At 46.6% G+C, this 14,088-nt stretch carries 5 protein-coding genes; all 5 read right to left on the bottom strand.

Features of this window, described 5'->3' with window-relative positions:
- Nucleotides 1–27: 27 nt before the first annotated feature.
- Entirely contained in the window at nucleotides 28–4,020 is a 3,993-nt protein-coding gene (locus tag BF9343_RS15140) for a hybrid sensor histidine kinase/response regulator transcription factor (protein WP_005789596.1), read from the bottom strand.
- A gap of 171 nt (nucleotides 4,021–4,191) precedes the next feature.
- On the bottom strand, nucleotides 4,192–7,896 hold the full coding sequence (purL, locus tag BF9343_RS15135) for a phosphoribosylformylglycinamidine synthase (protein WP_005814911.1): 3,705 nt from the start codon (nucleotides 7,894–7,896) through the stop codon (nucleotides 4,192–4,194).
- 180 nt (nucleotides 7,897–8,076) lie between these two features.
- Nucleotides 8,077–9,369, bottom strand: coding sequence for an LruC domain-containing protein (locus BF9343_RS15130; protein WP_009292941.1), 1,293 nt, complete (start codon nucleotides 9,367–9,369; stop codon nucleotides 8,077–8,079).
- 242 nt (nucleotides 9,370–9,611) lie between these two features.
- Complete coding sequence (locus BF9343_RS15125; RefSeq protein ID WP_005789589.1) at nucleotides 9,612–10,886, bottom strand: TolC family protein; 1,275 nt, start codon at nucleotides 10,884–10,886, stop codon at nucleotides 9,612–9,614.
- A 27-nt stretch (nucleotides 10,887–10,913) separates the two neighbouring features.
- On the bottom strand, nucleotides 10,914–13,949 hold the full coding sequence (locus BF9343_RS15120; protein ID WP_008661179.1) for an efflux RND transporter permease subunit: 3,036 nt from the start codon (nucleotides 13,947–13,949) through the stop codon (nucleotides 10,914–10,916).
- Between the last annotated feature and the right edge of the window lie 139 nt (nucleotides 13,950–14,088).

Here is a 14,088-nt window from a genome sequence, read left to right as displayed (position 1 = left end):
TTAACGTATTGTTCTTATTCTCTTTTCTTATTCTTGTTGTTCCTCTACATCCTCTTTTCCGCCCTCTTTACAATATTTGCTGGGGCTCACTTTGAAATGTTTCTTAAACACTTCCCGGAAGTATTTGACATCGTTGAATCCCGTCAGTTCGGATATTTCGGTGACAGAGTGCTGACCGGTCTTTAATAATGCCGCCGCCCGTTTCAGGCGGATTAATCTGATATAGTCAGCAGGGGCCTGATCGGTCAGTGCTTTCAGTTTATTATAGAAACTTGTGCGGCTCATGTTCAACAGATTGCAGAGTACATCTACATTGAATGCCGGATTGTCTATGTTCTCTTCAACACTCTTCTTGACCGTAGCGATGAATTTCCAATCGAGATCTGTAGCACAGTTTGGAGATACCTCCTCTTCCTCGCTGACTTCAAGATTGGCATACTTGCTTTTCAATAATGCACGGTTTGTCAGCAAGTTAGCAATAGTTGCTTTCAAGATACCAATGTTGAATGGTTTCACGATATATTCGTCTGCTCCTATTTTCAGCCCTTCCAGGATATTCTTTTCGTCATTCAGTGCTGTAAGCAGGATGATGGGGATGTGCGAGGTTTCGATATCGTTTTTAATGGCGGCGCACAACTCGTCTCCCCGCATTTCCGGCATCATGATATCCGAAATAATCAGTTCGGGCATGTACTCTTTTACGATCGTCAGTGCTTCCTTACCGTTGGAACATGTCTGAATGGTGTAATTATCCGATAATGTATGAGTCAGATAATTCCGCAGTTCATCATTGTCCTCAACGATCAACAGGCGTTGCAGGTTCTGGTCGTGTTGCTTTTTCGCCTTTTCATAAATCTCGGCCGGAGACACGTGTGGCACTTGCTCTGTGCTGAGTTCACGGGTACGGGTTGCCAGGTGTGCTTTATGAAAGTGCTTACTGTCCTTCGGAAAACTTACTTTGATAGACGATCCCTGATGTTCCACGCTGCTCAGATTGATTTTACCTTTGTGCAGATGAACCAGTTTCCATACAAGCATGAGTCCGATACCACTTCCGGTTACTTTAGAGTTGATCGCATTGCTACCCCGGAAATGTATTTTAAATAACTTCTTCTGCTCATTGGCAGGTATTCCGATACCTGTATCGTTTACCTCTACATTCCAACTGTCATTGGTCTCCGAAGCATAAATATGTACGCTACCGTTCTCCGGTGTATATTTCAAGGCATTCGAGATGATATTTTTCAGGATTGAATCCATCTTCTCTTTGTCAATCCATACATTCAGGTAACGGAAATTGCTTTCGTAGGTGAAGTTAATATGCTTCACGCTTGCGTATGGACGGAATGCGTTGAAAGTCTCCGTCAGATAGGTATTCAGTTCATATTCCGAAATATAAAGTTCTGACGAATATACGTCTGCCCGTTCAAAGTTGATCAGGTTGGTGGTCAGACGCAGTAGGGCATTTACGTTTCGCAGTGCCGTATTCATGTTGCTGATGCCATCTTTTGTCAACGCTTCCCGTTCGCGTATCTCTTCGAGCGGTGCCTTGATCAATGTCAGCGGGGTACGGATGTCATGCGCCGTGTTGATGAAGAAATGGATTTTCTCGTCCGATACTTTTCTTTGTTTTCTCAAAATAATGATGCGGAGAGTAATGATGGCAATTACTGCCAGTACGATTGCATAGACCAGCATGGCCCAGAAACTGAGCCAAATGGGTTGGGCAATACTGATTTTCATGGTACGTTCTTCGAGTACGATACGTTTATCTTCGTTAGAGACTGCACGGATATGAAGGGTATACTCTCCCGGACTCAGATTGGTGAAACGGATGATGTTTTCATTTCCGGGACGGCTCCACTGGTCGTAAAATCCTTCCAACTTCCATGAATATAGAATATTCGACGGATAATCGTAGTTGATGGAGGACACTTTCAGCGAAAAGATATTTTGGCTGTAACTGAGTTCCAGTTCTTTGGTATCATCGATATCCGTACTTAACGGGGAGTTTTCGTCACCGGGATAGACCGTTTGATAAAAAATTGTCAGATCACTGAGTACCATTTTAGAACTGTACTTCCTGGGTATCTTCATTTCCTTGTTAAACTCGATGGCACCGTCTGAGCTGCCGAATATAAAGTTACCGTTTTTACGCAATGTACCTGAGCCGGCATTGAAATGGCTGGCCATTAGTCCTTGATCTTTGGTCCAGTTATGGAACAATTTTTCTGCCGGATAATAACTGCTGAGCCCATTTTCGGTACTCATGATAATGTCATCGTCGGTATCCGAAAGAATGGTATATATGTTATTGGAAATCAGCGCGCAGTTGTCTCTGTGGTAGTGGGTGAAAGTTCTCTTTTCCGGGTCGTATATCAATAATCCGGAACCACTTGTTCCGATGTAAAGAAGCCCGTTCCGTGCTTGGTACAGAGAATAAATATACATTGATTCTACAGGAAGTTCGATACGTTGGTACTTACCGGATTCTTTCTCTAATAAGTATAGTCCTGTGGCCGTACCTATCCACATCTGCTTACTGTCTTTTTCCATGATGGAAGTTATCGAGTTCAGCTTGGGGTATAGGCGAAGAGTCTTTTTATGAAAATCAATGCGTTTCAGGTTGTAGTAACCTCCCGACCAGATGTCTCCATCGGCTGTTTTTATGATCGAACGGATGTACTTATCCGGCCGGATGTTGACTCCATACAGTGAAGATGGAGTGATATACTCGACAGATAAGGTCCGTTTGTTTATTTGATAGATGCCCGAACTATATCCGGCAGCCCAGATAATTCCCGGCTCTACCTCGCATAGTGTAACGAATATGTGATTCTTGTTGCCTCCATTCTTTTCAAAAGAACTCATGAACGAATGCCATACTCCGGTTTCGGAATTGTAATAACTGATTCCGTTATTGGTGGCATACCACAAATCTCTTTCACTGTCCTCAATAATAGAATTTACCTGGTCGTTAATAAGTGATTGTTTGTTACCGATAGAATGTTTTATCCAGTTATAGCTTGAATGGCGGTTATTGCGTACCGTGATACCGATTGGATAATTGGCGAGCCAGATACGTTGTTCATCGTCTACGTAAAAGTCAGAGATGTTGTTACCGTTCATTTCATTGTACTGGTTGTAATCGGCAACGATATAAGGAGTAGTCAGATAAGAGTTTATGTTTATCTTATACACTCCAGCACCGTCTGTAGCGACAAGCAGTTCTTTATTATTCAACGGCTTTATCCGCGTGATGCTGACGTCGGTCAGGCTCATATGGGGCTGAGTGCTTTGTTTGGTATTCATGTCATAGACATAAATACCGCGTTCAAACGTCCCGATGAATAGTTTACGTGAGGGACGGTGGAAATAAAGTTCATTGATTTGTATCGGAAGATTATCCAGTTTGTCGCAAGGAAGCAAATGTAGCCCTTGATTCTTCAACTCCGCATGATGGATACCTTGTTCCGTACCGATAAAGAAGTGAGTATCGTCTATCTGTTCGATATCAGTGATGTCTTCTCCGATTTCGTTCTTGATCTGGAGGGTCTGTAGTGTATGGGTATTATATAAATAGAGAGTCTCCTCGTTACACAGCCAGATGTTGTTATTCCGATCGATGAAGCTGTAACTGATGGGAGCGGGGCGGTCTTTGATTTTCTCTTCTGGTAGTTTGTAGACCAGCGTGAACTGATCTCGTAACGGGTCGTAACGAAACACTTTTCCTTTCTTTCCTATTTCCCACAAGGTGCTCTCGTGGTCCAGATATAGCCAATTCAAGTTAAGCAGTGAATTGAGTTCTTCACCGTCATCCATTAATTTATATCGTTTGAACTCTTTGCCATCATATCTGTCCACACCTTCGTGGGTCAGAAACCACATATAACCCTTTTTATCTTTTTGGATGTAATATACCCTCCGGTTGCTTAACCCATCCTCTACACCGATATATTTGTAAGTTTGTGCAGAGACCATAAGAGGCAATAAGAGCAGAAGAAAAAGAATTTTTTTCATACAAGCTGGAATCCTTTAATGATTTTTCTTTCGGGGGGCGAATGATTTTACAAAATTAATAAAAAGAGTGGAGAAGTGCAAACTTTAGGAAAGGATTTGTTACGGTTGACGAATGACAAAAAAGGGCGAACCTATCTGTAGGCCCGCCCTTTATCATCATTATTTATCTTATTATTTTTTCTTTTCTTCTACCCACTTACGTGCATTAACGAAGGCTTCGATCCAAGGAGTTACCTGGTCGTTGTGTACACGGTCGGCAGGATAACAGGCATTTTGCCACGGGAAGATAGCACGTTCCAGGTGAGGCATCATGGCCAGATGGCGTCCGTCTGCACTGGCCAGAGCGGCTATTGAATAATCCGATCCGTTCGGATTGCCCGGGTATTCGTCATAAGAGTATTTAGCAACTACGTTGTATTGGTCTTCATCGTATGGCAGAGAGAATTTTCCTTCTCCGTGCGCTACCCAAATACCCAGTTTGCTGCCACTCAGTGAACCGAACATGACACTACGGTTAGTCGGGATGGTGACACCGACGAAAGTCGATTCGAACTTATGTGATTCGTTGTGCAACATCTTTCCTTTCTTCTCGTGTTCCGGATTTACCAATCCCAGTTCCATCATCAACTGACAACCGTTACAGATACCTAATGACAGGGTGTCTTCGCGGGCATAGAATTTATCAAGAGCCTCTTTTGCTTTCGGGTTGAACAGGAATCCTCCGGCCCATCCTTTGGCAGAACCCAACACGTCCGAGTTGGAGAAACCGCCGCAATAAACAATCATATTTACATCTTCCAGTGTCTCACGTCCGCTGATAAGGTCGGTCATGGTCACGTCTTTTACATCGAAACCTGCCAAATAGAGTGAGTAAGCCATTTCGCGCTCACCGTTGGTTCCTTTCTCGCGGATGATGGCGGCACGTATACCGCTCGGTGTGCGACGTTCGGGAGTGATGCCATACTGTGAAAGTTTTCCTTTGAATCCCGGCATGAACGCAAATTCGAGCGGTTGCATCTTGTAGTTCTCAAAACGCTTCTTAGCACATCCGTTCATTGACTGTTTACGGTCGAGCAGGTAAGAAGAAGAATACCATACATCACGCATATAGTCAATGCCGAACTGATAAGTAGCACCCTCTTTGTTTACCAAGATATGGCGTTCGTCTGTCGGTTTACCCAATTTAATGAAACCGACACCTGCATCTTCAAGGATTTTCTTCACTTCGTCCTTATGCTTGTCGCTGATCTGAATAACGATACCCGGATTTTCGGCGAACAGAATCTTCACGATATCTGTCTCTTTCATTTTATCAAGGCTGATTTCCAGACCGCCTTCTACGTTGGCAAAGCACATTTCGAGCAGAGTCGTGATCAGACCACCAGCTGAGATGTCGTGTCCGGCAAGGATCAGTCCTTTATTTACCAACTCTTGTACTGCCAGAAAAGCATCACGGAAGTATTCGGCATCCTGTACACAAGGTACTTCGCTACCGACTTTACCCAATGACTGTGCGAAAGCCGAACCGCCCAGTTTGAGGTTGTCGAAACTGAAGTCGATATGGTAAAGTGTGGTTTTTGCATCGTTGACGAGTACCGGAGAGACCACTTTCTTTATGTCCGAGACTTCACCGCCTGCTGATACGATAACTGTTCCGGGAGAAACAACTTTTTCTCCGTTCGGATATTTCTGGGTCATGGACAAAGAGTCCTTTCCGGTAGGTACATTGATCTGAAGTGCACAGCAGAAGTCACTTAAGGCTTTTACAGCTGTGTAGAGGCGTGCGTCTTCTCCTTCCTGTGAGCGGCATGGCCACATCCAGTTGGCGGAGAGTGATACACTGTCCAAACCTTCGGCCAGCGGAGCCCATACCAAATTGGTCAGTGCTTCGGATACAGAAAGAATAGAACCTGCCGCCGGATCGGCCAATGCAGCCTGAGGGGCATGTCCGATAGAAGTAGCGATACCTTTTTCGCCACGATAATCCAATGCTACTACTCCACAATCGCTCAATGGCAATTGAATCTCGCCCTGACATTGCTGACGGGCTACTTTACCGGTAACGGAACGGTCTACTTTATTGGTCAGCCAGTCTTTACAAGCTACTGCTTCCAATTGCAACACCTGGGTCAGGTATTCGTGAAGTTTAGATGTTTCATATTCCGGCATTGTATAGTGACGTTCTACGGTTTTGTCTATCATGTAGGTCTTGGGAGAAGAACCGAACATCTGGTCCACAGCCAAATCGAACGGACGCACACCGTCCGCTTGCTGGAACGCAAAACGATGGTCGCCGGTTGTTTCGCCTACTACATACATCGGAGCGCGTTCACGTTCGGCAATTTGGCGTACGTGTTCAATGGCTTCCTCTTTAATAAGGAGTCCCATGCGCTCCTGACTTTCGTTTGCTATAATTTCTTTAGCCGACAGCGTTTTGTCGCCGATAGGCAATTTGCTCATATCGATCAGGCCGCCACATTCTTCTACCAACTCAGACAGACAGTTGACGTGTCCGGCCGAACCATGGTCATGAATCGATACCACCGGATTTTCATCCTCTTCGCAAAGAGCACGAACCACGTTGTTGGCACGTTTCTGCATTTCTGCATTGGCACGTTGTACGGCATTCAGCTCGATTCCGCTGCTGTAACGACCTGTATCAACCGATGAAACAGAACCACCGCCCAATCCGATGCGGTAATTGTCGCCACCGATGACCACTACTTTGTTGCCGGCTTCCGGCTGTCCTTTTAAACAGTCGCGTTGTGTGCCGTAACCTACACCACCGGCAAGCATGATCACTTTGTCGTAGGCATAAGTTTCGTTGTTTTCTGTATGTTCAAAAGTTAATACCGAACCACAGATCAGCGGTTGGCCAAACTTGTTGCCGAAGTCACTTGCTCCGTTGGATGCCTTGATCAGGATCTGTTCCGGAGTCTGATACAACCATTTGCGTACCGGCAAGATGTCTTCCCATTCGCGTCCTTCTTCGGTGCGCGGGTAAGAAGTCATGTAAACAGCAGTTCCGGCAATGGGCCATGAACCTTTACCTCCTCCCATACGGTCGCGGATTTCACCACCGGTACCGGTAGATGCGCCGTTGAAAGGTTCTACGGTAGTAGGGAAGTTGTGAGTTTCCGCTTTTAGTGAAATAACACTCTTGATGTCCTTTATCCGGAAGAAGTCGGGCTTAGAGTGATCTGCCGGAGCGAATTGCTCGACTACCGGACCTTCGGCAAAAGCCACATTATCTTTATAGGCCGAGATAATCTTATTGGGGTTCTCCTGGGTCGTCTTTTTGATCATCTGAAAGAGAGAAGACTCCTGTTCTACGCCATCGATGATAAACGTTCCGCCAAAGATTTTGTGACGGCAATGCTCCGAGTTGATTTGTGCGAATCCGAATACTTCAGAATCAGTCAGGCGACGTCCTAAATCAGATTCTACCTTTTTCAGGTAGTCCATTTCTTCTTTTGACAGGGCAAGGCCTTCTTTTTCATTGTAGGCTTCCAGATCGTCGATATAAATAATAGCTTCCGGCTGGCGGTTGGTAGTGAATACATTTTGGTTAAGACCTTTGTACATGCGTTGCAGCATGGGATCATGGTCTGCATTTTCATCTTTTACGGGGAAATATTCCTCGATGCGGCTAATGCCGTCGAGTCCCATGTTCTGGGTTATTTCTACTGCGTTGGTACTCCATGGAGTAATCATTTCACGTCGTGGCCCGACGAAGCAGCCTTGCAGGTTTTCTTCACTTTCCGGCATGGCTTCACCAAAAAGCCAGCAGAGTTTGTTGTTGTCGTTCGCGTTAAGTTCGTGGTTGCTCTCTACGGCAATCACGCTCTTGGAAGGGGTTCTGAAAAAAAGAATCATGTGTGTATATACGATTTTGTTTTCTTTGCGTGCAAAGATAAGCAAATTCGTTGGTGGTGAGAAGGAAATACTATAAAAAAACTTCAGCCTACCACGGGTCAAGGGGGGAATGACCGGGTAGGCTGAAAAACAAATCAAACAAATATCTATGTGAAAACAGGAAATAGTCTGTCTGATAGCTTATCCTATTACTTTCGACGTATCATAATATTTGAACCAGTTTTCATTGAAGTCCGGACTGCTTGGATCCGAATGGTTCGGTTCGGTGATCCAACTCCTGAACTTGCTGTAGACCTGCATGATGTCTATCTTCTCGATGGGATGCGGGATGGCGACAGGAATTTTTATACCCCACACAAAGTTGTCAGTACTGCAATATTTAATATCGGTACGCATATTGCCGCCTGCCTCGCCGGCGTATGAATTGCTGTAATAAGCTGTCGGTTCGTAGCCTCTCAAGTGGATTTCGCGTCCTCCGTTTTTCTCTTTTTGCAGGAAGAAGTTCTGATTTTCTGATGTGGCTGCTGCCCACAGTGCCTGAGTCTTTTCTAAATTTTTGAAGCAATTTATCTTTAATCTGTATTTGATGGTCACCAGATCGTTGTTCGCTATTGCGTGGTCAGGTTCGGTATTATAGAATGTTCCGCCATTGTTCCGCTTTCTTAATTGTTCTGTTCCTGTAAAGATAAAGATGGCGGGCGCATCTTCTCCGGGATTCTGAAGCTCCATTTTAACCAGGTCGTTTCCTTCTATTTCAATCACGTCATCAATGTATCGGGCATGTGTTTTATCCAGTTGCAGTCCTAAACGGTAGGGCAGATACCCGCCCATCGCACGGAAAGTGATCTTGATTTCAAGTCCGTCTTGTTCGTAATCTTCCTTGCTTCCGCCGTGTCCGTCGAAGAAGGTTGCTTGTGTGCGATATCCGATAACGAAGTCGTTAAAGTCATAATCTCCTGTTTCCGGCCAATTATCTTCCATCATAAGAGTAGCTTCTCCCCCTTTGACGGGATACCATTGGTAGCTATATGCGCCTTCTCCTCCGTTTGTATCGAAGCCACTCACGTTTTCCGGCAGTTTAATCGACAGTTCCGCACGTGTAGAAGCTCTGTTGATCGGAACGCTTATCACTTCTTTCCCTTTGCCGGCAGGATACTGTACATATAATGCCCGGTTTGCTTTCGCTACATCCAGTTCGATACTTTTAGAGATATCGGATACGGGTGTTTCTGCCAGCAAACTTTCGTCAGTACATGCTGCGTCGGTATAAATCGCTACCCGGGTTGCCACAGGAGAGTGGATCGAGAGATTGACACTTCGTGTAGTAGTCCAGTCCGCATCATCCGGAATGATCAGATCTGTTGTTTTCTCCGGTTCTTTGGGCTGTGAGAGGTCTTTGTCATCGTCAACACACGCGGTTAAAAGAAGCGTGATTCCCAGTAGGGTGTACATCATCCAATGCGTAGCTTTCATTCTTTTCGTGTTTAGAATTAGTCATTCATTCTGTTTGTGACAGCAAATATACGATAAAAGTTGTATATTATACCCTTTTTGTATTATATTTTATATAAAATATTGATTGTCTATATTGGAATGTGGATAAAATGAACAACTTTTTCTCCTTTGATTGGATGGAACAGAGCCTTCCTATACAACAAACAGAGGCTCAATTCACCCGGAATTGAGCCTCTGTTTGTATAGAATGAAGCTTCTGTTTATTCGCTGATGACCTTGCGGTATTCCGCTACTGCCATTTTTTCCGCCAGATAAGCGTTGATCAGGCTGGTGTGTGCCTGTGTCCACGAAAGCTGCGCCGACAGTACATCGACCATACTTGCCTTTCCTTCATTATAAGAGAAGGTGATCAGGTCCAGGTTTTCCTCAGCCAGTTCTTTGTTTTCTTCAGCTGTCTTTACCTGCTCTTCCGTCTCTTTGAGCTTGGTCAGTGCGGCTGCCAATTCCTGGTTGATCTGGTCTACTACGTAACTTTGCTGTAGTTTCTGGATACCTGTGTAAGCCTTCTGCTGCCGGTTGGTCTTGAATCTTGCTCCCCAGCGCAATACAGGGATATTTACGCTCATTCCCACAATGGGAGTAAACTTCACGTCATATCCCATATTGGGAGAGGCTGTTGCCCATCCGCCGGTGACGTACATACTTACTTGCGGATTGTATTGGCTCAAGGCTGCTTTTCGTTGGGCTTCGCTCTTCTGTATGTTGACTTCTGTGCTGGCGAAATCGGCCCGGCGTTGCAGCACATCATCCAATGGAAGCAGGGTGACAGGCGGGCATACGACACCGATGGCGCAAAGGCTGTCTACAGGTGCGTTAGGCTCTTCTCCCATCAGGATATTAAGCTTTTGCAAAGCCAGCGTATAGTTCTGGCGTGCATTGATGTATTGAAGTTCGGCCTCTTTGCGGCGTGTCGAAATCATCAACAGGTCTGTGCGGCTGATAGCGCCGTCTTTGAAGCGATCCTGGATGATTTCATATTGTTTTTCAACGATCTCCTGATATTGGGCCGAAGCATTGAGCATGGCACGGGCCGAAGAAGCATTCCAATAGAAGGCATCGCTCTGGTAGTGGATTTGGTCACGTGTCAGTTCTTCGCTCAGCTGGTCGAGTTTTTCGTCGGCTTTGGCTATGCGGTTCTGGGCCTGCAGGGCACCTCCGGTATAGAGTGGCTGCGACACGACGAATATGCCTTGGTACGTGTGATTACGATATTGTCCGGCCGGTCCGTCCCATGAATCCATCTCTTTCAGGTTCAGTGTTCCTTCGGCAGAGATGTCCACTTTGGGCAGAAATCCCGTAAAGGCTATTTTCCGTGCGTCCGTGCTTGCCATCGATTTCAGATGTTGCTGTTTCAGCACCTGGCTATAGGCTTCCACACGTTCACGGTATGTCTCACGGCTCAGATGCGGGACTTGTGCCTGCACTTGCGCACAGAGTCCCAATGCAAATAGAAGTATAAGTTTATTCTTCATCATATACTTTTAGATTTTTAATTCGTTTCTTTATCCCTTAATCCTGTGAATGGCGCAATAGGCTACCGGAAGCACGAACAGGGTCAGTGCCGAAGCTACGAGCAGTCCGCCCATGATGGTAGCCGCCATTCCGCCGAACATGGCGTCGAACAGCAACGGAAGCATACCCAGGATTGTTGTACCCGAAGCCATGGCTACCGGCACGATACGGCTGATCGTTGCTTTGATCACCGCTTTGCGCGGATCGAGTCCCGATTGATTTTCGATGTCGATCTGGTCTACCAGTACAATGGCGTTTTTGATATTCATACCGATCAGTCCCAACAAGCCGAGAATGGCGAAGAAATCGAACGATTTGCCCAACAGCAGTAATCCCAATACGATGCCGATGAATATCAGTGGAAGCATCAGCAGGATGACTGTCGGCTTGCGATACGTCTTGAACAACAGCAGCAGGGTGGTAAACATCAGGAAGAAGGTCAGCGGCAGATTCTTTGCCAAAGCTTCGTTCGATTCCACCTGACTCTCCTGTTCACCAAAGTATTTCAAGGTGTAGCCTTCCGGAATCTTGATTTCCTTCTGTACCTGAGACCATATCTGGTTGAAAGCTGCGATGGCGTTCACTCCCCGTCGCGGGTCACATTGCGCCATCATCACCAACTGCCGGTTATAGTCTTTCACGTTTGAGAAGCGATATCGGAAATCGAATTCCGACACCACCTGTTCCAGACTGGTGGTCTCGGGACCATTGCCGAATACGGGCAGTGTGCGCAGGTCGTTAATGCGGAAGGAATCTGCCACGCTATTGCCTTTCAATAAGATAGGCAGTACCTGGTCTCCCTGGCGGAATTCACCCAATGTCATACCGTTCGTCCCGATCTGGATGCTTTGTGCCATGCCCTGACGGGATACTCCCAACGGCTGTGCCCGCTCCGGACTGTAAATTGGTTTCCAGATAGGAATTTTGTTTCCCCAGGAGTTACGTATATTAATAAGGTCGGGATTCCGGTGCATGATTTCCAACGCCTGGTTGGTCAGTGCTACCAACGTATCCACATTGGGACCGATGAAGCCGATTTCGATGGCCGCGTCCACAGCCGGTGACAGCTTGAACAGGCTGGTACGGGTGATGGCATTCGGGAAGTTGGCCTTCATGTATACATCGAACTTCTCTTCATATTCCTTGGTATACTTGCTGTCGTTCAGTTCTACCAGTACGTTGGCAAAATTCGGTTTCGGACCGACTGAGGTCGATGCCAGATAGTAACGCAACGGAGTGCTTCCGAAGGTGATCGATACTTTCTTCACTTCCGGCAGTTTCAGCAAGTGAGCTTCTACTTTTTTCATTTCCCGGGCCACATCGTTTACTCCATATCCGTCCGGATAGAACACGTCGGCACGGAAGTAAGGCTTGTCCAGAGACGGGAAGAAGTTTTGCGGCATCATTCCCATTACTACCAGAGAGACGACAAAGAGTACGATCATCGACCCCAGCGTCACGATTTTCCGCCGAATCAAAACGCTCAGTATTTTTTCGAACTTGTGATAGAACGGTTTGTCATACGGATCTTTGCCGGCATTCTTTGCTTTGGATTTGAGGATGAAGTTTCCGAATACGGTGGTCTGCGTCAGTGCCAGTACCCAACTTAACCCCAGCGAAATGGCCAGTACGACAAAGAGCGGCTTCACGATCTCGGCTACCGACGAAGGTGCCAGATAGAGCGGCAGGAACGAACAGATGGCAATGAATGTGGCGCCCAGCAGTCCCCATTGCGGGCCGGTGGCTCCGTCAATCAATGCTTTCCGGCGGTCCACACCGCGGGCGATGGCTATTTGGGCGTTGTCCGTCACCACGATGGCATTGTCCACCAGCATACCCATGGCAATGATAAATCCCGCAAGTGACGTTCGGTTGAGTCCTACCCCCATGAATGACATGATAAGCAGTGTGCCTCCGATGGAGAAAACCAGCGAAGTGCCGATCAATACTCCGGCGCGCATTCCCATCACCAGCATGATGATGACAATAACGATCAGTATGGATTCTATCAGGTTGATGATAAATCCGTTATTGGCCTCTTTGGCTATGACGTTTTCGAGATAAAGACTCTCCAGATTCAGTCCTACGGGCATCAGGGGGAGGAGTTCGGCCAGTTTCTTGTCTACCATTTCTCCCGTCAGTACCACGTCTCGTTGCGGGTCGGTCGATACACCGATACCGATGGCGCGTTTACCGTTGACACGCATGATGGTGCTCGGCGGGTCCATGTATCCTTTCTCTATCACAGCGATGTCTCCCAGTTTTACCTGTCCGGCCCGGGTGGTGATGACCTGGTTCCGGATGTCGTCCACTGTGGTGTACATGCCGTTGGCCACCACGCGTAGCTGTTGCTCGCCGGCTGTAATCTCTCCGGTGTTGATAATTTGGTTTTGCGATTGCAACAGGCCGGCCAGTTGTTTGGGATCGATGCCCATACCCGCCAGCTTGTTCACGGAGATGGAGATGTTTACCACTTCGGTCTGTGTGCCGAAGAGTGCTACTTTCATTACTCCGTCGGCAGTGACTACCTGTGTCTTGATGCGTTCGGCCCAATTTCTCATCTCTTCATAACTGAATCCGTCGTCGGCCGTCAGTCCGTAATAAATACCGAACACATCGCCGAAGTCGTCCGAAACCGTCGGTACCGAAGAGCCGCTGGGTAACTGTGGCTGTATGTTAAGTACCTTGCGTCGCAGTTCATCCCATTTCTGAGGGATGGAAGAGGCGGGTAGCGAAGGGAGCAGTTCGAATGTGATTTTGGAAATGCCATACATGGATTCGGACTTGATTTTGTATACTCCGCTCATGCTTTGTATCTCGCGGGAGATGGGTTCGGTGATCAGCCGTTCCACTTCGGCAGGCTCGGCACCGGGATAGCGCGTCATGATGACGGCCGATTTGATGACAAAAGGAGCGTCTTCCTTCTTTCCCAGTTTGCCGAAAGAGAAGACTCCTCCGATCAGCAATACAGCCAGAAAGAAGTAGATTACTTTGGTATTGTCTAATGAATATTTGGCTAAATTCATGATTGTATATGGTTTTGAGTGCACCACAGATTACACGGATTTTCACAGATTAATGATTTATATTATTGATAATAAGATTAAAAAATCTGTGTTAATCCGTGTAATCTGTGGTGAAATTAATTATTGCGTTGAACGGGCA

Source organism: Bacteroides fragilis NCTC 9343 (assembly GCF_000025985.1).
GTDB lineage: Bacteria > Bacteroidota > Bacteroidia > Bacteroidales > Bacteroidaceae > Bacteroides > Bacteroides fragilis.
This window is presented reverse-complemented; position numbering and strand designations above follow the sequence as displayed.